We start from the raw sequence: 21677 nt of genomic DNA, 5'->3' as shown, positions 1-21677 counted from the left end.
CATGACAAAAGAGAACTATCCACGCGATCTCATCGGCTACGGCGCGCAGCCGCCCCATGCCCGCTGGCCGGGCGGCGCGCGCGTCGCGCTGCAGTTCGTGCTCAACTACGAAGAAGGCGGCGAGAACTGCGTGCTGCACGGCGACGCGGCCTCTGAACAGTTCCTCTCAGAGATCGTAGGCGCCGCGGCCTACCCCGACCGCCACATGAGCATGGAGGGCATCTACGAATACGGCTCGCGCGCGGGCGTCTGGCGCATCCTGCGCGAGTTCGAGAAGCGCTGCCTGCCGCTGACGATCTTTGGGGTGTCGATGGCACTGCAGCGCCATCCCGAGCTGACGCGCGCCTTCGTCGAACTCGGCCACGAGATCGCCTGCCACGGCTGGCGCTGGATTCACTACCAAGGCATCGACGAAGCCACCGAGCGCGAGCATATGCGCATCGGCATGCAGATCATCAAGGAGCTGACCGGCGAGATGCCGCTGGGCTGGTACACCGGCCGCGACAGCCCCAATACGCGCCGCCTGGTGGTCGAGCATGGCGGCCTGCTGTACGACTCCGACTACTACGGCGACGACCTGCCCTTCTGGACCGAGGTGGAAGTCACCGGCGGCGAGAAGAAGCCGCACCTGGTGGTGCCGTACACGCTGGACTCGAACGACATGCGCTTTGCCACGCCGCAGGGCTTCAACACCGGCGAGCAGTTCTTCCAGTACCTGAAGGACGCGTTCGACGTGCTGTACGACGAAGGCGATCCCAACGGGCTGGACAGCCCGAAGATGCTGTCGATCGGCATGCACTGCCGCCTGCTCGGCCGCCCGGGCCGATTCCGCGCGCTGCAGCGCTTCCTCGACTATGTGCAGGGACACGACAAGGTGTGGATCTGCCGCCGTGTCGATATCGCCCGCCACTGGACAGAAACCCATCCCTACACTCCCCGGAAGCAAGCATGAGCCAGACCCATACCATCGCCCAACTGAACCTCATGCCGGTCGCGGAATTCGTGCAGGTGCTGGGCGGCATTTACGAACATTCGCCCTGGTTTGCCGAGGCCGCGGCCGCGCAGCGCCCCTTTGCCGACGCTGCCGCGCTGGCGCAGGCGCTGCGCCAGGCCGTCGATGAAGCCGGCGAAGCCGCGCAGCTCAAGCTGGTGCGCGCCCACCCCGAGCTGGCCGGCAAGGCCGCGGTGCGCGGCGAGCTGACCGCCGAGTCCACGCGCGAGCAGAGCGGCGCCGGCCTGAACCTGTGCACGCCCGAGGAATTCGACCGCCTGCAGTCGCTTAACGCCGCCTACAACCAGAAGTTCGGCTTTCCGTTCATCCTGGCCGTGCGCGGCCACGACCGTCACGGGATCATCGCGGAGTTCGCGCGCCGCCTCGAAAACTCGCCGCAAGACGAGTTGCAAACGTGCATCAACCAGATCCATCGCATTGCTCAGTTTCGGCTTGACGACTTAGTATCCGCCTGAGAAAAAAGCGTCGCCTGCATAACAAAAACGCTGTACCCCGATGCCGCCGGTATCCCACACCGAGCCCAAGCCAGGCGGCACAAATAAAAAAGCAAAACAACACGATAAGAACCCGACAGGGACCCAGTACACAACGTTCCAAGCAGGATCGAAACCACGGAGGTCTTAACATGCAGAAGCAGTACAAGCCGGCATTGAAGCTGGCGGCAGCAGCGGCTACCCTTCTTTCCGGCGCGGCCATGGCCCAGTCGAGCGTCACGCTCTACGGCCAGGCCGACATGTTCATCGGCGGCGTCAAGAGCCCGGGCTCGGGCGAGCGCGCATGGGTCGCCAATTCTGGCGGGATGCAGACGTCTTACTGGGGCATCAAGGGGGCCGAAGACCTGGGCGGCGGCACCAAGGCCATCTTCGACCTGAACGGCTTCTTCCGCACCGACAGCGGCAACAGCGGCCGCTTCAACGGCGACTCGATGTTCAGCCGCAATGCCTTTGTCGGCCTGCAGAACGACAAGGCCGGCACCATCAAGCTCGGCCGCAACACCACGCCGTACTTCGTGTCGACCATCCTGTTCAACCCGCTGATCGACTCCTATGTGTTCTCGCCGGCGATCTTCCACACCTACTTCGGCGCGGTCAGCGGCAACGTGGCCGATCCGGGCATCATCGGCGATTCGGGCTGGAACAACTCGGTGCTGTACTCCACGCCGAACTTCGGCGGCCTGACCGCCAACTTCATCTACGCGTTCGGCGAGCAGGCAGGTGCTGCGGGCAAGAACAAGTGGGGCGGCAACCTGATGTACTTCAACGGGCCGTTCGCGGCAACCGTTGCCTACCAGCAGGTCCGCTTCAGCGAGGTGCCGACCGACCTGGCCAGCCTCGGCTTCTCGCGCCAGGACGCCGCCCAGGTCGGCCTGTCGTATGACTTCAACGTGGTCAAGCTGTTCGCCCAGGGCCAGTACATCAAGACGCGCGCCACCACGGCCGTTGATGGCGACATCAAGCACATCAACGGCCAGTTCGGCGCGTCGGTGCCGATCGGCGCCGGCAGCCTGCTGGCATCGTACGCTTACGACAAGACCGACAACTCGCTGGGCGACTTCAAGCGCAACACCTTCGCCATCGCCTACGATTACAACCTGTCCAAGCGCACCGACGTGTACGCCGCCTACTACTACGACAAGATCACCGGCATCGAGCACGGCGACACCTTCGGCGTGGGTGTGCGCCACAAGTTCTGATGACGTAATCGTCTCACCGGTAGTACTCGGCCCGCCTCTCCGGCGGGCTTTTTCATTGCCGCGCTCACGTCACTTCTTGTCGAAAATCGCCCCTTCGATGCTGCACCGCGCCATCCCATGCTACGGCGCACACCAGATCGAAAACTGAAGATTCATAGGGGGATTCAATTGGAAGCGCCTCCGGACGCTTCCTAGATTGGTGATCCGGACCCTCAAAACTACAGCGAGAGAGGTGACTCATGCGGCGCTACGCAAAGACCCGATCCGAACTGATGGCCATCCTGAACCAGTGCCTCGACAACAACCCCGAGTGCGGCGAATGCGAGCTGCACGCGGTGCGAATGCACCAGCCTGACCATACCGGATGCAACTGGAGCGCCGAGGTCGATTTCCCGCAGGAAGCCGTCGATAACCTTGGCCCGCAGCTTGCCGCGGCCAAGTCGATCATCGTAGTAATGCGCGAGCAGTACAACGTGCTGCAATAGCAACGGCGGCACACGCCCGCGCCGTGCGAATGCGGCGGGGCACCATCAAGCAAAAAGCCGGGTCATCGACCCGGCTTTTTGCATCTGGCTTGCCGCGCTTTCAGCGCATCAGCGCACCGCGCCGCTCTCCGCCACTGCCACTGCCGTCATGTTGACGATACGGCGCGTGGTCGCCTGCGGGTTCAGGATGTGCACCGGCTTGGCCGCGCCCAGCAGGATCGGACCCACGGTCACGCCCTGCCCGCCCGTAATCTTGAGCAGGTTGAAGGCGATATTGGCGGCGTCCAGCGTCGGCATCACCAGCAGGTTGGCGCTGCCGGCCAGCTTGGTCGACGGCAGGAAGTGGCGGCGCACGTCTTCGTCCAGTGCGGCGTCACCCTGCATCTCGCCTTCCACTTCCAGGTGCGGTGCCACCTTGGCCAGGATCGCCGCAGCCTCGCGCATCTTGCGCGCCGACGGACGGGTCGAGGAACCGAACATCGAATGCGACATCAACGCGGCCTTGGGAACCAGGCCGAATCGCGCGATTTCCTCGGCGGCTAGTTGCGCGATCGCGGCCAGTTCCTCGGCGGAGGGATCGTCATTGACGAAGGTGTCAGTGATAAACAGCGTGTGCTTCTCCAGCATCAGCGCGTTCATCGCGGCGAAGACCTTGGCGCCCGGCGCCAGGCCGATCACGTCACGCACGTGCTCGAGGTGCGCCTCGAAGCGGCCGACCGTGCCGCATAGCAGCGCATCGGCATCGCCCATGTGCATCAGCATCGTGCCGATCAGCGTGTTGGAGCGGCGCAGCGCCACCTTGGCCATGTCCGGCGTCACGCCGTCGCGACCGCGCAGCGCGTGGTAGGCCTCGTGGTAAGCGCGGTAGCGCGGGTCTTCCTCCGGATTGACCAGATCGAAGTCCACCCCGGCCTTGAGGCGCAGGCCGGCCTTCTCGATGCGCATCTGGATCACGTGCGGACGACCGATCAGGGTCGGACGGGCCAGCCCTTCGTCCACTACGGTCTGCACCGCGCGCAGCACGCGTTCTTCCTCGCCCTCGGCGTAGGCCACGCGCTTGGGCGCGGCCTTGGCGGCGGAGAACACCGGCTTCATGATCAGGCCGGTGTGATAGACATAGGTGGTGAGCTGCTGGCGATACGCTTCGAGATCCTGGATCGGGCGCGTGGCCACGCCGGACTCTTCCGCGGCCTTGGCCACCGCCGGCGCGATCTTCTCGATCAGGCGCTGGTCGAACGGCGTCGGGATGATGTAGTCCGGGCCGAACTTCAGCTCACGGCCACCGTAGGCGGCGGCGACGGCGTCGTTCAGCTCGGCCTCGGCCAGCTCGGCGATCGCCTTGACGCAGGCCAGCTTCATCGCTTCCGTGATCTTGGTCGCGCCGCAGTCCAGCGCGCCGCGGAAGATGTACGGGAAGCACAGCACGTTGTTGACCTGGTTCGGGTAGTCCGAACGGCCGGTGGCGATGATGCAGTCCGGACGCGCGGCCTTGGCCACTTCCGGGCGGATTTCCGGCTCGGGGTTGGCCAGTGCCAGGATGATGGGCTTGTCGGCCATGGTCTTGACCATCTCGGCGGTCAGCACGCCGGCGGTCGAGCAGCCCAGGAAGACGTCGGCGCCCTTGACGATGTCGGCCAGCGTACGGGCCGAGGTGTTCTGGGCGTAGCGCGCCTTGTTGGCTTCCATGTTGGCGTCGCGGCCAACGTAGATCACGCCCTTGGAATCGACCACCGAGACGTTCTCGCGCTTCACGCCGAGGCTCACCATGGTGTCCAGGCAGGCGATGGCCGCGGCGCCGGCGCCCGACACCGCCAGCTTGACCTTGGCGATATCCTTGCCGACCACCTTCAGGCCGTTGAGCAGCGCCGCGGCCGAGATGATCGCGGTGCCGTGCTGGTCATCGTGGAAGACGGGGATGTTCATGCGCTCGCGCAGCTTCTGCTCGATGTAGAAGCATTCCGGCGCCTTGATGTCTTCCAGGTTCACGCCGCCCAGCGTGGGCTCCAGCGCGGCCACGATCTCGACGATCTTGTCCGGGTCGCGCGCGTCGAGCTCGATATCGAACACGTCGATGCCGGCGAACTTCTTGAACAGGCAGCCCTTGCCCTCCATCACCGGCTTGCCGGCCAGCGGACCGATATCGCCCAGGCCCAGCACGGCGGTGCCGTTGGTCACCACCGCCACCAGGTTGGCGCGCGAGGTGTACTCCGCGGCGGTGGCGGGATCCTTGGCGATCTCCTCGCAGGCATACGCCACGCCCGGCGAGTAGGCCAGCGACAGGTCGCGCTGGTTGGACAGCGCCTTGGTCGCGGTTACCTGGATCTTTCCCTTGGTGGGACTGCGGTGGTATTCCAGCGCAGCGAGGCGCAATTGCGCTTCAGGACTGTTCGGGGCATGTTGCGGTGCATCACCGCTGGTCTTGCTGCTCATTGGCTCGTCCGGAAAATGGCCCCGCACCGGAAGCGTCCCTCTCCCGCCATGGTTCGTATCAGCCGCGATCAGATCGAAGGCCGGCAGCGAAGAAAACATCTTGGCAGCGAAACTGACGATTCCGGCAACAAGGCCGGAAAAATCGAGCACTTATTCTAGCCCACGGATCAGCACAAAGTGCCACCAGAGCCAGTCTGGAAGCCGTTTTTTGGGCGGAATGTTCTAGTTAAACTGCTTTTACCAATCGGTATGCAATGAACGTGCAGGGGCATGCCCCTGCACGCATTTGCACGCACTGTCTTCGTGACACTGAAGTTGGCAGAAAAAGCTGCCCTAATTGGCGTTCTTCTCGACCTCAAGGGTCACGCGGCGCGGCCGGCCGCTTTCCGCCGGGAAGTCGGTAAAGGCGCTGCGGATCAGGTAAGGCATGGCCGCCGGCAGGGTGCCGTTCTCGGCGTGGTTCTGCGCGGTCACCTGGTAGACCCGCTTGCCGGTGGCAGCCTCGATGAAATAGACACGCAGGCTGGAGAACGTCACCGGCACGTCCCGCACCACCGTCTGCGGCGGCCAGTAGCCCGGCCCCCAGGGTCCGTACGGACCCCACGGGCCCCAGGGGCGGTAGTAACCGTACGGACCCCAGTACGGGCCCCATGGGCCGTAATCCGGGTAGACGGTCTCAGCCACGCGCACGAGGCCGGGCGCGGCGTCATAGTCCATGCTGACACGGTAGCGCGCCTGATTCGCCGGCACCTGCTCGAAGCCGACGCCGGACAGTGCCGTGGCCAGCCAGGCCTCGTAAGTCTGCCGGTCCAGCTGTGCCGCCTGTCCCGGGGCGTGCTCGAAGCTGTAGGTGCGCGGCGCCTCGTTCTGCCAGCCGGCCTGGCGGAATGCCGTGACATCGGTCACCACCGTGCTGGCGCAGCCCGACAGCAACAGCGCCGCCAGCAATGCCATCGACCCACAGAGCCGGTACAGCCCTGGACCCATTCCGTTTTGCTTGCCACTGCCGACACCGCCTGCGCGCTGCCCCATAGTCCTACCTCACTTTCCACTCGAAACCCACGTGTCTCTGAGACCACGCCGCGGCGCCGGAATTCCCGGCGGGCCCTCGCCACGCAACCCGGTGGCCGGCGATGCGGCTGACAACCATGCCCCGTCGACCCCTTGGCTACAATGAGGACTTCGGCGCCATGCTTTTGTCCCCGGCTGCCATGGCCCGCCCTTCCCAACGGTCTTCCGAAGACAGGATCTCTCCATGCTGCGCACCGACACGCCCGTTACCGTCTATCGCAAGGACTATACCCCGCCCCCGTTCGCCATCGACCACGCCGACCTGGTGCTGGACCTCGACCCGCAACGCACCGTCGTCACCAGCACGCTGCGCTTCGCGCGCCAGGCCGGCGCGCCCGATGCGCCGCTGGTGCTGTGCGGCGAGGAGCTCGAACTGATCGGCGTCAGCCTGGACGGCAAGCCGGTCGCCAACGCGACCCAGGAAGCTGGCACGCTGACCATCCCCGGCCTGCCGGCGCAGGGCACGCTGGAGATCGTCACCGCCTGCGAGCCGGCGGCCAATACCACGCTCTCGGGCCTGTACGTGTCCAACGGCAACTTCTTCACCCAGTGCGAGGCCGAGGGCTTCCGCCGCATCACCTACTTCCTCGACCGCCCGGACGTGATGGCGACCTACCGCGTCACGCTGCGCGCCGATCGCGTCGCCTATCCTGTGCTGCTCTCCAACGGCAATCTCGTCAGCAAACAGGACCTGCCCGATGGCCGCCACGAAGCGGTGTGGGAAGACCCGTTCCGCAAGCCCTCCTACCTGTTCGCGCTGGTCGCCGGCAAACTCGAATGCATCGAGGAACGCATCCAGTCCGCCTCCGGCAAGGACAAGCTGCTGCAGGTCTGGGTCGAGGCCCGCGACATGGAGAAGACCCGCCATGCCATGGATTCGCTGATCCACTCGATCCGCTGGGACGAAAAGCGCTTCGGGCTGGAGCTGGACCTGGACCGCTTCATGATCGTCGCCGTCGGCGACTTCAACATGGGCGCGATGGAGAACAAGGGCCTGAACATCTTCAACACCAAGTATGTGCTGGCCAACGCGCAGACCGCCACCGACACTGACTTCGCCAATATCGAAGCGGTGGTCGGCCACGAGTACTTCCACAACTGGACCGGCAACCGCGTGACCTGCCGCGACTGGTTCCAGCTCTCACTCAAGGAAGGCCTGACGGTGTTCCGCGACCAGGAGTTCTCGGCCGACATGATGGGCTCCGAGTCCGGTCGCGCGGTCAAGCGCATCGAGGACGTGCGCGTGCTGCGCCAGGTGCAGTTCCCCGAGGATGCCGGCCCGATGGCGCATCCGGTGCGTCCCGACAGCTACGAAGAGATCAATAACTTCTACACCGTCACGGTGTACGAGAAAGGCGCCGAGGTCGTGCGCATGTACCAGACCCTGCTCGGCCGCGAGGGCTTTCGCAAGGGCATGGACCTCTACTTCGAGCGGCATGACGGCCAGGCCGTGACCTGCGACGATTTCCGCGCGGCGATGGCCGACGCCAACGGCCGCGACCTGACCCAGTTCGGCCTCTGGTACAGCCAGGCCGGCACGCCAGTGGTGACCGCGCGCACCGCGTGGAACGCCGACGACGGCAGCCTGACGCTGACGCTGTCGCAGCGCTGCCCCAAGGTCGGCATCGAGACCCGCGCCGGCACGCCCGAGAAGCAGCCCTTCCATATCCCGTTCGCGCTGGGCCTGCTCGGCGCCGAGGGCCAGGACCTGCCGCTGCAGCTCGAAGGCGAAAGCGCGCCCGCGGGCACCACGCGCGTGCTCGACCTCACGCAGGCCGAGCAGAGCTTCCGCTTCATCAACCTGCCACAAGGCGAGGCCGCCCCGCTGCCCTCGCTGCTGCGCAACTTCTCCGCGCCGGTGATCGTCGATGCCGAATACACCGACGCGCAGCTCACCTTCCTGCTGTCGCACGACAGCGATGCCTTCAACCGCTGGGAAGCCGGCCAGCGCCTGGCCACCCGCGCGCTGCTGCAGCTGGTGGCCGACGTGCAGGCCGGGCGCGAGCTCAAGCTCGATCCCGCGCTGGTGCAGGCCATGCGCACCGTGCTGACCGATGACACGCTCAACCCAGCCTTCCGCGAGCAGGCACTGGTGCTGCCCGCCGAGGCCTACCTGGCCGAGCGCATGGGCGTGGCCGATCCCGCCGCCATCCACCGTGCCCGCCAGTTCATGCGCGAAGGCCTGGCGCGCGCGCTGCGGGCCGACTGGCTTGCCGCTTACGAGGCCAATGCCACCCCGGGCGCATACTCGCCCGATGCGGCCTCGGCCGCCAAGCGCGCGCTGCGCAACCTGGCGCTGGGCTACCTCGCGGACAGCCGCGATGCAGACATGCAGGCCCTCGCCGACCAGCAGTACCAGACCGCCGACAACATGACCGACCGGTTCGCCGCGCTGTCCGCGCTGGTCAACAGCTTCGCGCCCGGCCGCGAGCATGCGCTGGCGGATTTCTACGAGCGCTTCGAGGACGACGCGCTGGTGATCGACAAATGGTTCTCGCTGCAGGGCATGCAGCGAGGTGAAGTCGGCCCGCACGCCGGCAAGCGCACCATCGACACCGTGCGCGCGCTGATGGAGCACCCCGCCTTCAACCTGCGCAACCCCAACCGCGCGCGCGCGCTGATCTTCAGCTTCTGCTCCGGCAACCCGGCGCAGTTCCACGCCGAAGACGGCTCGGGCTACCGCTTCTGGGCCGACCAGGTACTGGCGCTCGACGCCATCAACCCGCAGGTCGCCGCGCGCCTGGCGCGCGTGATGGACCGCTGGCAGAAGTACGAACTGAACCTGCGCGACCGCATGCGTGCCGAGCTGGAGCGCGTGGCCGCCAGCAATACGCTGTCGCGCGACGTGCGCGAGATCGTCGGCAAGGCGCTCGCCGCCTGACGGGAGAAACCGAGCGGAAAAAGCAAACAAGGAGGCACCGCACCGCCCCCTTTGCCCAGCCCCCGGCAATGCCGCCAACGCGGCCAGCCGGGGCCGGGCATGTAGAATTGCGGCCACCCAAGGAGAACCAACCATGACTCGCATCAGCCTCACGCGCTACCTGGTCGAGGAGCAGCGCAAGCACAACACGATCCAGCCCGAACTGCGGCTGCTGATCGAAGTGGTCGCGCGCGCCTGCAAGGCCATTTCCAACGCCGTCAGCAAGGGCGCGCTCGCCGGCGTGCTGGGCTCGGCCGGCACCGGCAACGTACAGGGCGAAACCCAGCAGAAGCTGGACGTGATCGCCAATGAAGTGCTCCTCGACGCCAACGAATGGGGCGGCCACCTCGCCGCGATGGCGTCGGAAGAGATGGAATCGTTCTACGAGATTCCCAACCGCTACCCGAAGGGCGAATACCTGCTGCTGTTCGATCCGCTCGACGGCTCGTCCAATATCGACGTCAACGTCTCGATCGGCACCATCTTCTCGGTGCTGCACATGCCCAAGCCCGGCCAGACCGTGACCGAGGCCGACTTCATGCAGCCCGGCACCCACCAGGTCGCCGCCGGCTACGCCGTCTACGGCCCGCAGACCACGCTGGTGCTGACTGTCGGCAACGGCGTGCACATGTTCACGCTGGACCGCGAGGCCGGCAGCTTCGTGCTGACCCAGTCCAACGTGACGATCCCCGAAGACACCAAGGAATTCGCCATCAACATGTCGAACATGCGCCATTGGGCTCCGCCCGTGCGCCGCTACATCGACGAATGCCTGGCCGGCGACGAAGGCGCGCGCGGGAAGAACTTCAACATGCGCTGGGTCGCCTCGATGGTCGCCGACGTGCACCGCATCCTGACCCGCGGCGGCATCTTCATGTACCCGTGGGACAAGCGCGAGCCGGGAAAGCCCGGCAAGCTGCGCCTGATGTACGAAGCCAACCCGATGGCGATGCTGGTCGAACAGGCCGGCGGCGCCGCCACCAATGGCCACGAACGCATCATGGACGTGATGCCCGAGAAACTGCACCAGCGAGTGTCAGTGATCCTGGGCTCGAAGAACGAGGTGGAGCGCGTCACCCGCTACCACCAGGAGGCCGAAGGCAAGGCCTGAGCCTCGCCGTCCGGCAAGCAAACGGGGCGCCCGGCCGGCGCCCCGTTTTTATTGGCATGAGGGCCGGGAGGCACAGGGGCTTCCCAAGCCGATAAAACGCTGCTACTATTGCGGGCTGTTCCAGTTCACATGGAACATGTTGCCGAAGTAGCTCAGTCGGTAGAGCAGCTCATTCGTAATGAGAAGGTCGGGGGTTCGATTCCTCTCTTCGGCACCAATAAAATCAAGCACTTAGCCCAGCCCATCCGGTTGGGCTTTGTTGTTTCTGGGCGCCGTGTAGCCACCATGTAGCCGGTTGTCCGCGGCAATTCCGCAGGGACTGGAATGCGATCCCGATGCGGAATTCATCAGGGCGCATCCGAGCCAATGAATCGACCATCTCACGCAAGCGACGCCTGGCTCGATCTTGTCCAGCTAGTAGCGGTGGGTGATCAGGGGTTCGAGGCTGAGATGGTCGCTGCCTCGACAGCTTGTCGGAATCACGTCTATCATTGACGCTAATGAAGGCCGGAGTGCACTTGACTTGTGCACGCAAGGGACGGCACCTGGCGCGGGGCTTGAGTGTTTGGACGCGACTGCATGAACGCGACTGCAGCGCGGAATCCGGCGCGCGATCGACCCTGGTCCTGCAGATTGAAACACTGCCAAGCAAAGCACGCGAACTGGCCCTGCGGTCCTGGCCAAGTCGCATTTCCTGCCGCGGGGTATTTGCAAGATGAGCAGCCATCCAATGGATCCGCCTGCGCCGCCGCCAGCTCCGCGCACATGGGACGCACGTCTGGCGCGACGGCTTGTCGAACCGCTCAAGGATTCCTGGGTTACGCCCAATCATCTGACCACACTCCGGCTTTTGACCGGCATGGCCGGCGTGGCGTGCCTCACGCAAGGCGGCTTCGCCTGGGCGAATGGCGGTGCGCTGCTGGTCGTGCTTTCCAATTTTATTGACCACACCGACGGAGAACTCGCGAGGATCAGCGGGAAATCCAGCAAGTTAGGCCATTTCTACGATCTTTTCAGCGACGCAGTGGTCACTATCCTGCTCTTCGTCAGCATGGGGATCGGCGTCTCGGGCCAGTTTCCGGACGCCGCGGTGTCAGGGGTCGTGCGCGGCAGCGTGGCGGGCGTGGCCGTGGCGCTGATCTTCTTCTTGCGCATGCGCATCGAAGCGCTCGCTGGCAAGACCGCCGCGAAACAGGCCTCGGTCGGTGGCTTCGAGACGGAGGATGTGCTCTACCTCCTGCCACTTGTGACCCTGAGCAGTGCCATCGCCCCGTTCCTGACGGCGGCGTCGATCGGCGCGCCCTTGTTCGCGGCATGGGTGATCATCGACTACTGGCGCGTCGTGCGGCGCGCTCGCCCCGTTACAGCGGCTACCAGACCATGAGGCGCCGATGAGCGGACAAGCCGAAGCGGACCCGGGTCTTCTCACCCTGCCTGGCGAGCGGCAGCAGCCGTTCGCCGACCCTGCCGATGCGCGTGCCGATCCCGATACAGAGGTGGCCGCACGGGTTGGCACACTCGGGCACAGCGTGCTGCGCGCGGAATTCGAGCGCCAGGGTGCGTTCTTGCATGTGGGCGACTTCCTGCCGGACGACGTCACGGAAGGGCTGGTTGCCAGCGCCCGGGCCTTGCAAGACCAGATCAATCGCAATTATCTCCCGGGCCACAAGCAGGGCGGCAGCGTCAGCCGCCATACGATCGACCAGCACGCACCTTTTATCGCGCAACTCTATCGGTCCAAGGCGCTGATCGGCTGGCTCGAACAGATCTGCGGCGAGCAGCTGCTGCCTTCGCCCGAGGAGGATCCGCATGCCTACGCGCTCTATTACTACACGCGCGAGGGCGATCATATCGGCTGGCATTACGACACCTCTTACTACAACGGCCGGCGCTATACCTTGCTGTTCGGCGTGATCGACGAGTCGTCGTGCCATCTCGACTACGAATTGCACACGCGCGAGCCCGATGTGCCCACGCAAGCGGGGTCGGTACAGATTCCCCCCGGTGGCCTCGTTTTCTTCGATGGCGACAAGTTGCGCCACCGCATCACGCCACTCGGGGCGAACCAGATGCGGGTGTCGCTGACCTTCGAATACGTCACCGACCCGGGCATGCGGCCCTGGCTGCGTTTCGTCTCCAATATGAAGGACGCGCTCGCTTATTTCGGCTTCCGGCAAGTATTCAAACGGCTGGCCAAGGGCCAGCAGCCCCGGGCATGACGCGTGCGGCGATGATTTTGCTGTCGGTCGGTGCGGCGCTCTTTGTCGCCTTGATTGCCTTCACCGGATTCGGCTCGGTGGCGTCGACGCTGATGTCCGCGGGCTGGTTGAGCCTGCTGGTGGTGGCGTTTCACCTGCTGCCGCTGGCGCTGGATGCAGGTGCCATCTTCGTACTGTTCGATCGCCACGCCGAGCATCGCACCATGCGCGACGCGCTGCTTGCGCGCTGGGTGGGCGAGTCCGTGAACAGCCTGCTGCCCGCCGGACAGCTAGGTGGACCGGTGGTGATGGTGCGCCATCTCGCGCAACGCGGTGCGCGCATGCGCGACGCTGCCGCGGCCATCACCGTCAGCACGACGATGCAAGCGATCGCGCAGTTGGTGTTCGCGGTGCTCGGACTCGTGCTGTTCGGCGCGTCCACGGCGCGCGGCGCGGGCGAGGATTTGCGCCTGCCGGCCATTGCCGTCACCGCGCTGCTGGCGCTGTGCATGGTCGGGTTCTATGTGGCGCAGCGGCGCGGCCTCTTTGGGCGCGTGCTGCGCTTGCTGTCGAAATTGTCGGGAAAGCGCGATTGGTCTGCGCTGACGACGCGTGCCGATGCCGTGGACGCAGCCGTGCGCCAGATCTATCGCGCGCCCGGCAAGGTCGCCGCGACCTTCGCGCTGAGCCTGGCGGGCTGGCTGGTCGGCACCGGGGAGGTGTGGCTGGCCCTGCGGTTTCTCGGCCATCCCGTCAGCTGGCTCGACGCCTTGCTGCTGGAGAGCGCCGGGCAGGCGATCCGCGGCGCCGCGTTTGCGATTCCCGGCTCGCTGGGCGCCCAGGAGGGTGGCTACCTGCTGCTCGCGCCATTGGTGGGCCTGCCTGCCGACGCGGCGCTGGCGCTGTCGCTGATCAAGCGCGCCCGGGAAATCGCGCTTGGCGCGCCCGGGCTTCTGTATTTGTACTGGAGTGAACGAAACCACCGGCGGCGAAGCATGGGGGGTGTGCCGGCTACCGATTGATGGCGATTTGCATGGAAGCGGAGAAAAATATGCGAGCGATTATTCTTGCCGCGGGCCTTGGCCTGCGTTTGCAGCAACCGCCCGAAGAACAATTCCCGAAATGCCTGTTGCGCTTCGATGGCATCACCCTGCTGGAACGGCATCTACGCATGCTGGACGCGGCGGGCGTCACGGAGATCGTGCTTGCGCTCGGTTTCCAGCCTGAGCAGGTCAAGGCCGAACTCGACCGGCTCGGACGTTCGCCCCATCCTGAAATCGTTCTGAATCCGCGCTACGAGCTCGGCAGCGTCCTGACCGTGCACACCGTTGCCGACGCGCTCACGCGCGGCGGCGACGTGCTGCTGATGGACGCCGACGTGCTCTACGACGAGCGCATTCTCGCCGCGCTGGTCGCCGGCGAAAGCGTCAACCGCCTGCTGATCGACCGCGACTTCGAAACCGGCGACGAGCCAGTCAAGCTTTGCCTGCGGGACGGCCTTCCAGTCGAGCTGCGCAAGCAGGTCGCGGTGGGCCTGGAATATGACACGATCGGCGAGTCGGTCGGCTTCTTCCGTTTTAGCGAGCAGACCGCGCGCCGCCTGGCGCAGATCGTCGCGGGGTATGTCGAGCGCAACCAGGAGAAGATGCCGCACGAGGAGGCCGTGCGCGATCTGCTGCTGGAGGGCGGCCATGCATTCGAGATCGCGGACGTGACCGGTGCGCCCTGGCTCGAGATCGACTTCCCGGGCGACGTCGTGCGCGCGCGCGATGAAGTGTTGCCGGAACTCCGGCGCCGGTCTGGAGTCTCCTCGGGAGTCACGCCATGAACGCACGCGATCCGGCTTGGTCCACGGCGTCGCGCAGCGCCGCGCTGCGCCAGTTGCTGGTGGGCAGCGAACTTGAATTCATGATGGAGGCCCACAACGGACTCTCGGCCCGGATTGTGCGCGAAGCGGGCTTCAAGGCCATCTGGGCCTCCGGCCTGGCGATCTCGGCGCAATTCGGCGTGCGCGACAACAACGAGGCAAGCTGGACACAAGTGGTCGACATGCTCGAATTCATGGCCGATTCCAGCGGCTTGCCGATCCTGGTCGACGGCGATACCGGCTACGGCAACTTCAACAATGTGCGGCGCCTGGTGAGGAAGCTCGAACAGCGCGGCATCGTGGGTTTGTGCATCGAGGACAAGCAGTTCCCCAAGACCAACAGCTTTATCGACGGCGAACGCCAGCCGCTGGCCACCATCGACGAATTCTGCGGCAAGATCAAGGCCGGCAAGGATACGCAGACGGATGCCGATTTCTCGATCGTCGCACGCGTGGAAGCACTGATCGCGGGCTGGGGCATGGACGAGGCCTTGCGCCGGGCCGAAGCCTATCGGCAGGCCGGTGCCGACGCGATCCTGATCCACAGCAAGCTGTCGCGGCCGGATGAGATCCTCGAGTTCGCACGCGAGTGGGCCGGCCGCGCTCCGCTGGTGATCGTGCCGACCAAGTACTACAGCACCCCCACCGAGGTGTTCCGCCAGGCCGGCATCAGCGTCGTGATCTGGGCCAACCACCTGATCCGTGCGGCGGCATCGTCGATGCAGGCGGTGGCCAAGGAGATCCACGACACCCAGAAGCTGGTTCATGTCGAGGACCGTATCGCGCCGGTGAGCGAGATCTTCCGCCTGCAGGATGCCGACGAGTATTCCGCCGCCGAACGGCTGTACCTGTCTGGCTCCGAGGCGCCCGGCGCGGCGGTTGTGCTGGCGGCGAGCCGGGGTGAAGGGCTTGACGCCCTGACCGCCGAGCGGCCCAAGGTCATGCTGCCGGTCGCAGGCAAGCCGCTGCTGCGCTGGCTGGTGGACGCCTTCAAGATGCAGGGCATCCACGACATCACCGTGGTCGGTGGCTATCATGCCGATGCGATCCAGAGCACGGGTGTCAAGCTGGTGCGCAACGAGCGCCACGCAAGCACCGGCGAACTGGCGTCGCTTGCGTGCGCGGCCGACGGCCTGCATACAGATACCGTGATCGCCTACGGTGACCTGCTCTTTCGCAGCTACTTCCTGCGCGACCTGTTCGAGAGCGATTGCCGCTTCAGCGTGGTGGTCGACTCGTCGCAGACGCAACCGGCGAATCAGAGCGTACGCGATTTCGCCTACTGCTCCGCGCCTGACGATCGCGCCCTGTTCGGCCAGAAGGTCCTGCTGCGGCATGTGTCGAACAAGGCGCGGGAAGTGGCCGTCACCGGCGGGCAGGCGCCGCAGGGGCGCTGGATCGGCCTGCTGTGCGTGCGCGGCGCCGGGCGTGAGGCCTTGCAGCAGACACTTGCCGGCCTGCGTGCGCGGGCGGATTTCGACACGCTGGACATGCCTGACCTGCTCAACGCCTTGATCGATGCAGGCGAGGAGATCGACGTGAAGTATGTGCACGGCCACTGGCGCAGCGTGAACGACCTGGAGGACTACCAGCGCGCGGGCGAATTCGCGCATGCCCGGATGCCGTTCGCCGAGGGCGCACCCGGCAGCGAGAAACGCCGATGATCGAAGCGGCTCAGTTTATCGAGGCGGCGCTGGCGCGTGGCTTCTCTTGGTATGCGGGGGTGCCGTGCTCCTACCTCACCCCCTTCATCAATTACGTGCTGCAGGATCCATCGTTGCACTACGTCTCGTCGGCGAACGAAGGCGACGCGGTAGCGCTGATCGCAGGCGTGACGCTCGGGGCCAGAGGGGGCCGGCGCGGCATCACGATGATGCAGAACTCCGGCCTTGGCAATGCGGTGAGCCCGCTCACTTCGCTGACCTGGACGTTTCGCCTGCCGCAATTGCTGATCGTGACCTGGCGAGGGCAACCGGGCACCGCGGACGAGCCGCAGCACGCGCTGATGGGCCCGATCACGCCTGCGATGCTCGACACCATGGAGATACCCTGGGAGCTGTTCCCGACCGACGCGGCCGCCATCGGCCCGGCGCTCGATCGCGCGCTGGCGCATATGGACGCGACCGGACGCCCTTACGCGCTGGTCATGCAAAAGGGCAGTGTCGCGCCCTATGCGCTCAAGCCGCAGGATCGACCCGCGCCGCGTGCGCGATGCGCGGTGCGCACGCAATGGCGGGGGGGCGCGCCGGATGCGCTGCCTTCGCGTCGCGATGCCTTGCAGCGCGTGATTGCACATACGCCGGCCGCTTCGACGGTGGTACTGGCATCGACCGGTTTCTGCGGCCGCGAACTGTATGCGCTCGATGACCGGCCAAACCAGCTCTATATGGTGGGCTCGATGGGTTGCGTGGCGCCGTTTGCGCTCGGCCTCGCACTGGTGCGCCCGGACCTGCATGTGGTCGCCATCGACGGCGATGGCGCCGCCCTGATGCGCATGGGCAACTTCGCCACGCTGGGTGCATACGGCCCGTCGAACCTCACGCACGTGCTGCTCGACAACGGCGCACACGACTCGACCGGCGCACAGGCCACGGTGTCGCCCAATGTGTCATTCGCCGGCGTGGCGGCGGCTTGCGGCTATGCCTCGGCGGTCGAAGGCGACCGCCTCGAGCTGCTTGACGATTGGCTTGCGGCGGCTGTGCCTGTCGAGCCGGGTGCACCCGCTCCCGGCTCGCGTTTCGTGCGGCTGATGATACGCGCCGGCACGCCGGATGGCCTGCCCCGGCCCACCATCACCCCCGCGGAAGTGAAGTCACGCCTCGCGCGCCACATCGGCGCTGATCACGGAGAGAACTGATGCTATTGCTCAACCCCGGCCCGGTTACCTTGTCTGAGCGCGTCCGCCGCAGCCTGCTGCAGCCCGACCTATGTCATCGCGAAAGCGAATTCTTCGATTTGCAGGACGAGGCGCGCGCGCGGCTGCTCGACATCTACCGGCTGGACCCCGCCGAGTGGGCTGCGATATTGATGACTGGGTCAGGCACAGCAGCAGTCGAAAGCATGATTGCCGCGCTGGTGCCCGCGGGCGGCAAGCTGCTCATTGTCGAGAACGGCGTGTACGGCGAGCGCATCACGCAGATTGCGAGTCAATACCGCATCGACCATGAGGTGCTCAAGCATGACTGGATGCAGGCGCCCGATCCCGACCGGCTGGCCGCTATGCTCGACGCGGACCGGACCATCGGCCATGTGGCGGTGATCCACCATGAAACGACGACCGGGCGCTTGAACGATCTGCACGCGCTCGACGCCGTTTGCCGCCAGCGAGGCGTTCGCTTGCTGGTCGACGCCGTCAGCAGCTTCGGCGCCGAGGCGATCGACTTCGGCGGCAGCATTGCCGCCGTGGCCGCCACTGCCAACAAGTGCCTGCACGGCGTGCCGGGGGCCGCCTTCGTGATCGCGCGGCGTGACGCGCTGGCCCAGGCCGCAAGCCGGACCTACTACCTGGATCTTGGCCGGCTGGCACGCCTGCAGGATCAGCGCAACACCCCTTTCACCCCGTCCGTGCACGCCTACTACGCCCTGGTGGAAGCGCTGCGCGAGCTCCACGACAGCGGCGGCCAGCCCGCCAGGCACGCGCACTATGCGGCCCTGGCCGAGCAAGTGCGCGCGGGACTTGCGTTGCGTGGCATCGCAAGCGCGTTGCCGGCGGACCAGTCCTCCGTCGTCCTGCGCGCCTACCGTTTGCCGGCAAGCTTGTCGTACACGCAGTTGCACGACGGCTTGAAAGCGCGCGGCTTTGTGATCTATGCAGGGCAGGGGCAGCTGTCGAGCGAACTATTCCGGATCTCCACGATGGGACATATCCAGGCGCACGACATCGAGCGCCTGCTGCGGGGGTTTGCGGCATTGATGACTTGATGCCACTTCGGCTTGCTGCGGTGACCGCACAGTTACCTCGACGGCAGGATTTGGCGATGCCGCGTCAGCGCGACGACTGATGAAGCGTTGAGCTGAGGACTCGATCCACAAACCCGGACGGCGTCAGGCTCTCCGGGTTTCTTGTTGCCTGGGCTCGGCCAGCGATGGCGGCGGGCGCCCCACCCGCCGCGCCCACCAGTACCGGAACGGGTGCTCGGGGTCGGGATAGAGCACAGGCTGGCTGAAGCAGCCGGCGTGCTTCATCAGGAGGTAGGCGGCAAGAATGGCCGCCCAGAATACGAGCAGTTCCACGATCACGGCCACCCTTGTTATCCAGGTGGCCGTTTTCATTATAGGTAGCCGGCGAACAACGGGACCGATGACGCACCCCGTGCATACCCTACCCCCTTAATACACCTCCGGCACGATCATCTCCTTCGGCACCGGCTGCCGCACATAGTCCTCGTGCCGCTCCCGCCCCGGCAACACCACGGTGGGCGCTTCCACTTCCGCATAGGGCACCTGGCTGAGCAGGTGCTGGATGCAGTTCAGCCGCGCGCGCTTCTTGTCGTCGGCCTGCACCACCCACCACGGCGCCTCGGCGATATGGGTGCGCTCGAGCATGATTTCCTTGGCCTTGGTGTAGTCCTCCCAGCGGCGCTGCGACTCCAGGTCCATCGGGCTGAGCTTCCACTGCTTGAGCGGGTCGTGGATGCGGCTGAGAAAGCGCAGGCGCTGTTCGTCGTGGCTGATCGAGAACCAGTACTTGATCACCTGGATGCCGGAGCGCACCAGCATCTTCTCGAACTCGGGCACGGAGCGGAAGAACTCTTCGTACTGGTCGTCGTTGCAGAAGCCCATCACGCGCTCGACGCCGGCGCGGTTGTACCAGCTGCGGTCGAACAGCACGATTTCGCCGGCGGCCGGCAGGTGTGCGGCGTAGCGCTGGAAATACCACTGCGTGCGCTCGCGGTCGTTGGGCGCTGGCAGTGCCGCCACGCGGCATACGCGCGGGTTGAGCCGCTGCGTGATGCGCTTGATCACGCCGCCCTTGCCGGCGGCGTCGCGCCCCTCGAACAGGATCACGATCTTGTGCCCGGTGGCGGCGACCCAGCTCTGCAGCCGCACCAGCTCGCCCTGCAGGCGGAACAGCTCGCGGAAATAGCGCCGGCGGCTGTCCTGCTCGGCCTCGTCGGACAGGTGCACCGGATCGCCGAAGGCCTCGCTGGCTTCGCGATCGTCCAGTTCCAGTTCGATCTCTTCGTCGTAGTAGTCGGCGACTTCATTGTGGATACGCCGCACAAGATCTGCCTCTCCCGGTCTCATCTGCTCTCCCTGTGGATACAACGCGGTCGCGGCAATGCTCGCATGCCAGTGTTGCAGCCGCGTGAAGGCGGGCGGGCCTGCCCCGGCAGGCCCGCCCTGCATGCAGGTTACGCCAGCTACGCCGAGGGGTTGATGTTGTGGTTATGACGGAACAGGTTGTCCGGGTCGTAGCGCCGCTTCACCTCGACCAGCCGGTCATAGTTGAGCCCGTACGCCGCGCCGACGCGGTCGACCTCTTCCTGGGTCAGAAAGTTGACGTAGACGCTGCCCAGTGCATAGGGCGTCGCCGCGCGGAACACTTCGCGTGCCCAGGCGATGCACCGGTCGTCGTCGGCAGGCGAATCCCAGCGCCCGTGCAGGTTCATGATGAACTTGGCGTCGCGGCTGGCATAAGCGGTCGCGTCCGGGGCCACGCGGTTGGTCTGGCCGCCCATCGCGCCGATAAAGACCTCGCACTGCGGGGACGGCAGCTTGCCGATCTGCTCGATCAGCATCGTGATCATGCCGTCGTCCAGGCCGGCAAAGTTATGCGACTTCCAGTAGTTGCGCGCGCCCGGCGTCAGCAATGGATCGAAGGCCTGCTGCCAGGCGGTGAATGGCATCGGGCCGACGTGCTCGCCGTAGGGCGTGCCAAGCTTGCGCAGCGGCTCGACCAGTTGGGGACCCTTGTCGGGCGGGCCGATATAGCAGATCGCCAGCGCCGCGATCGGCTTGCCGTGCGCCTCGGGAGGCAGGAACGGCAGCGGCGGCGCCTGGCGCAGCACCACCCATACGGTCAGCTCGTCCGGCATCGACTCGTACAGCTCGCGGTAGGCGGGGATCACGGCGGCCGCCTGCTCCAGCGGATAGACGATCAGGCCGCCATACACTTCCGGCCCCACCGGGTGCAGGCGGAACTCGAACATGGTCACCACGCCGAAGTTGCCGCCGCCACCGCGCAGCGCCCAGAACAGGTCGGCGTTCTCGTCGGCGCTGGCGCGCAGCAGCTTGCCGTCGGCAGTCACCACCTGCGCCGATACCAGGTTGTCGACCGTGGTGCCGAACTTGCGGCTGAGCCAGCCGAAGCCGCCGCCCAGCGTCAGCCCCGCGACGCCCGTGGTGGAGTTGATGCCCAGCGGCGTGGCCAGGCCGAAGGCCTGCGCTTCATGGTCGAAGTCGCGCAGCGTGGCGCCGGGCTCCACGTAGCCACGCTGCGCCTTGGGATCGACGCGCACGGACTTCATCTGCGACAGGTCGAGCACCATGCCGGCTTCGCAGATCGCCAGTCCGCCGATATTGTGGCCGCCGCCGCGTATCGCCAGCAGCACGCCGTTGTCGCGCGCGAAATTGACGGCGGCGATCACGTCGGCAGTGCCGGCGGCTCGCACGATCAGCGCCGGGTGGCGGTCGATCATCGCATTCCAGATGCTGCGGGCCTCGTCGTAGCCGGGGTCGGCCGGTTGCAGCAACTGCCCCCTCAGGCGGGACTTGAGTCCCTCGACAAGTTCGCTGGATAGCTGGGCCATGATGTGCCTCCCGATGCTGGTTGCGAATATCGGACGGCGCGCGGCGGATGGGGAAGTGATGACCACGAGGACCGATGACTTCACCATTTAAGGCGGGCACCGGATGAATGTAAACGTGTACTGGGTAGTGCGCGCGGC

18 protein-coding genes and 1 tRNA gene are annotated in these 21677 nt (G+C 65.8%); 14 read left to right on the top strand and 5 right to left on the bottom strand.

The features are described 5' to 3' along the window. Nucleotide 1 precedes the first annotated feature (1 nt). From puuE to AC10V3_RS04675, 4 genes are all read left to right on the top strand, one after another. The gene (gene puuE / locus AC10V3_RS04690) at nt 2-952 is read left to right on the top strand and encodes an allantoinase PuuE (RefSeq protein ID WP_349609509.1); all 951 of its coding nucleotides are present in this window, start codon (nt 2-4) and stop codon (nt 950-952) included. Further along, nucleotides 949-1467 (top strand): 2-oxo-4-hydroxy-4-carboxy-5-ureidoimidazoline decarboxylase, encoded by a 519-nt coding sequence (gene uraD / locus AC10V3_RS04685; protein WP_022534016.1) that lies wholly within the window; start codon nt 949-951, stop codon nt 1465-1467. The genes puuE and uraD overlap by 4 nt, the downstream gene beginning before the upstream one ends. Before the next feature lie 170 nt (nt 1468-1637). Beyond that, the gene (locus AC10V3_RS04680) at nt 1638-2705 is read left to right on the top strand and encodes a porin (protein WP_022534015.1); all 1068 of its coding nucleotides are present in this window, start codon (nt 1638-1640) and stop codon (nt 2703-2705) included. A gap of 239 nt (nt 2706-2944) precedes the next feature. Further along, nucleotides 2945-3190: a hypothetical protein gene (locus AC10V3_RS04675; RefSeq protein ID WP_022534014.1), complete on the top strand. Its 246-nt coding sequence runs from the start codon at nt 2945-2947 to the stop codon at nt 3188-3190. Between the two features lie 108 nt (nt 3191-3298). Here the strand turns inward: AC10V3_RS04675 and AC10V3_RS04670 are convergent, their stop codons facing one another. Together AC10V3_RS04670 and AC10V3_RS04665 are read right to left on the bottom strand one after the other, a co-directional pair. Then, complete coding sequence (locus tag AC10V3_RS04670) at nt 3299-5620, bottom strand: NADP-dependent malic enzyme (protein ID WP_022534013.1); 2322 nt, start codon at nt 5618-5620, stop codon at nt 3299-3301. Between the two features lie 333 nt (nt 5621-5953). Further along, the gene (locus AC10V3_RS04665) at nt 5954-6574 is read right to left on the bottom strand and encodes a DUF4136 domain-containing protein (protein ID WP_041680965.1); all 621 of its coding nucleotides are present in this window, start codon (nt 6572-6574) and stop codon (nt 5954-5956) included. A 301-nt stretch (nt 6575-6875) separates the two neighbouring features. Here AC10V3_RS04665 and pepN point away from each other — a divergent pair, with 301 nt between their 5' ends. The 10 genes from pepN to AC10V3_RS04615 all read left to right on the top strand — a co-directional run bounded on the left by pepN (nt 6876) and on the right by AC10V3_RS04615 (nt 18708). Then, a complete protein-coding gene (pepN, locus tag AC10V3_RS04660; protein ID WP_022534011.1) occupies nt 6876-9572 on the top strand; it encodes an aminopeptidase N in 2697 nt (898 codons plus the stop codon). Between the two features lie 133 nt (nt 9573-9705). Beyond that, the gene (locus tag AC10V3_RS04655) at nt 9706-10722 is read left to right on the top strand and encodes a class 1 fructose-bisphosphatase (RefSeq protein ID WP_022534010.1); all 1017 of its coding nucleotides are present in this window, start codon (nt 9706-9708) and stop codon (nt 10720-10722) included. Nucleotides 10723-10863: 141 nt separating this feature from the next. Next, nucleotides 10864-10939, top strand: a tRNA-Thr gene (locus AC10V3_RS04650). 498 nt (nt 10940-11437) lie between these two features. Continuing rightward, nucleotides 11438-12106 (top strand): CDP-alcohol phosphatidyltransferase family protein, encoded by a 669-nt coding sequence (locus AC10V3_RS04645; RefSeq protein ID WP_041680964.1) that lies wholly within the window; start codon nt 11438-11440, stop codon nt 12104-12106. A gap of 7 nt (nt 12107-12113) precedes the next feature. Next, the gene (locus AC10V3_RS04640; protein WP_022534008.1) at nt 12114-12941 is read left to right on the top strand and encodes a HalD/BesD family halogenase; all 828 of its coding nucleotides are present in this window, start codon (nt 12114-12116) and stop codon (nt 12939-12941) included. Then, a complete protein-coding gene (locus AC10V3_RS04635; protein ID WP_022534007.1) occupies nt 12938-13942 on the top strand; it encodes a flippase-like domain-containing protein in 1005 nt (334 codons plus the stop codon). Before AC10V3_RS04640 ends, AC10V3_RS04635 begins: the two co-directional genes overlap by 4 nt. A gap of 29 nt (nt 13943-13971) precedes the next feature. Continuing rightward, nucleotides 13972-14748: a phosphocholine cytidylyltransferase family protein gene (locus AC10V3_RS04630; protein WP_041681274.1), complete on the top strand. Its 777-nt coding sequence runs from the start codon at nt 13972-13974 to the stop codon at nt 14746-14748. Continuing rightward, a complete protein-coding gene (gene aepX / locus AC10V3_RS04625; RefSeq protein ID WP_490923180.1) occupies nt 14745-16451 on the top strand; it encodes a phosphoenolpyruvate mutase in 1707 nt (568 codons plus the stop codon). The genes AC10V3_RS04630 and aepX overlap by 4 nt, the downstream gene beginning before the upstream one ends. Then, nucleotides 16448-17644, top strand: a complete 1197-nt coding sequence (aepY, locus tag AC10V3_RS04620; protein WP_022534004.1) for a phosphonopyruvate decarboxylase — start codon at nt 16448-16450, stop codon at nt 17642-17644. The genes aepX and aepY overlap by 4 nt, the downstream gene beginning before the upstream one ends. Beyond that, nucleotides 17644-18708: a 2-aminoethylphosphonate aminotransferase gene (locus tag AC10V3_RS04615; protein WP_022534003.1), complete on the top strand. Its 1065-nt coding sequence runs from the start codon at nt 17644-17646 to the stop codon at nt 18706-18708. Before aepY ends, AC10V3_RS04615 begins: the two co-directional genes overlap by 1 nt. A 123-nt stretch (nt 18709-18831) precedes the next feature. On the opposite strand, the gene AC10V3_RS04610 is transcribed toward AC10V3_RS04615, so the two are convergent. The 3 genes from AC10V3_RS04610 to AC10V3_RS04600 form a co-directional block, all read right to left on the bottom strand. Then, the gene (locus AC10V3_RS04610) at nt 18832-19059 is read right to left on the bottom strand and encodes a hypothetical protein (RefSeq protein ID WP_041680963.1); all 228 of its coding nucleotides are present in this window, start codon (nt 19057-19059) and stop codon (nt 18832-18834) included. 57 nt (nt 19060-19116) lie between these two features. Beyond that, a complete protein-coding gene (gene ppk2 / locus AC10V3_RS04605) occupies nt 19117-20034 on the bottom strand; it encodes a polyphosphate kinase 2 (RefSeq protein ID WP_041681273.1) in 918 nt (305 codons plus the stop codon). 116 nt (nt 20035-20150) lie between these two features. Further along, entirely contained in the window at nt 20151-21539 is a 1389-nt protein-coding gene (locus AC10V3_RS04600) for an FAD-binding oxidoreductase (RefSeq protein WP_022534000.1), read from the bottom strand. Nucleotides 21540-21677: the final 138 nt, after the last annotated feature.

The organism is Cupriavidus sp. PB-02, assembly GCF_058252315.1.
This window is presented reverse-complemented; position numbering and strand designations above follow the sequence as displayed.

Bases quoted from the DNA above. Each gene is read 5' to 3' on its own strand.
- AC10V3_RS04645 (WP_041680964.1), top strand. From the start codon at position 11,438: ATGAGCAGCCATCCAATGGATCCGCCTGCGCCGCCGCCAGCTCCGCGC.
- puuE (WP_349609509.1), top strand. From the start codon at position 2: ATGACAAAAGAGAACTATCCACGCGATCTCATCGGCTACGGCGCGCAG.
- AC10V3_RS04635 (WP_022534007.1), top strand. From the start codon at position 12,938: ATGACGCGTGCGGCGATGATTTTGCTGTCGGTCGGTGCGGCGCTCTTT.
- AC10V3_RS04680 (WP_022534015.1), top strand. From the start codon at position 1,638: ATGCAGAAGCAGTACAAGCCGGCATTGAAGCTGGCGGCAGCAGCGGCT.
- aepY (WP_022534004.1), top strand. From the start codon at position 16,448: ATGATCGAAGCGGCTCAGTTTATCGAGGCGGCGCTGGCGCGTGGCTTC.
- AC10V3_RS04615 (WP_022534003.1), top strand. From the start codon at position 17,644: ATGCTATTGCTCAACCCCGGCCCGGTTACCTTGTCTGAGCGCGTCCGC.
- AC10V3_RS04600 (WP_022534000.1), bottom strand. From the start codon at position 21,539: ATGGCCCAGCTATCCAGCGAACTTGTCGAGGGACTCAAGTCCCGCCTG.
- pepN (WP_022534011.1), top strand. From the start codon at position 6,876: ATGCTGCGCACCGACACGCCCGTTACCGTCTATCGCAAGGACTATACC.
- aepX (WP_490923180.1), top strand. From the start codon at position 14,745: ATGAACGCACGCGATCCGGCTTGGTCCACGGCGTCGCGCAGCGCCGCG.
- AC10V3_RS04630 (WP_041681274.1), top strand. From the start codon at position 13,972: ATGCGAGCGATTATTCTTGCCGCGGGCCTTGGCCTGCGTTTGCAGCAA.
- AC10V3_RS04610 (WP_041680963.1), bottom strand. From the start codon at position 19,059: ATGAAAACGGCCACCTGGATAACAAGGGTGGCCGTGATCGTGGAACTG.
- AC10V3_RS04675 (WP_022534014.1), top strand. From the start codon at position 2,945: ATGCGGCGCTACGCAAAGACCCGATCCGAACTGATGGCCATCCTGAAC.
- AC10V3_RS04665 (WP_041680965.1), bottom strand. From the start codon at position 6,574: ATGGCATTGCTGGCGGCGCTGTTGCTGTCGGGCTGCGCCAGCACGGTG.
- ppk2 (WP_041681273.1), bottom strand. From the start codon at position 20,034: ATGAGACCGGGAGAGGCAGATCTTGTGCGGCGTATCCACAATGAAGTC.
- uraD (WP_022534016.1), top strand. From the start codon at position 949: ATGAGCCAGACCCATACCATCGCCCAACTGAACCTCATGCCGGTCGCG.
- AC10V3_RS04640 (WP_022534008.1), top strand. From the start codon at position 12,114: ATGAGCGGACAAGCCGAAGCGGACCCGGGTCTTCTCACCCTGCCTGGC.
- AC10V3_RS04655 (WP_022534010.1), top strand. From the start codon at position 9,706: ATGACTCGCATCAGCCTCACGCGCTACCTGGTCGAGGAGCAGCGCAAG.
- AC10V3_RS04670 (WP_022534013.1), bottom strand. From the start codon at position 5,620: ATGAGCAGCAAGACCAGCGGTGATGCACCGCAACATGCCCCGAACAGT.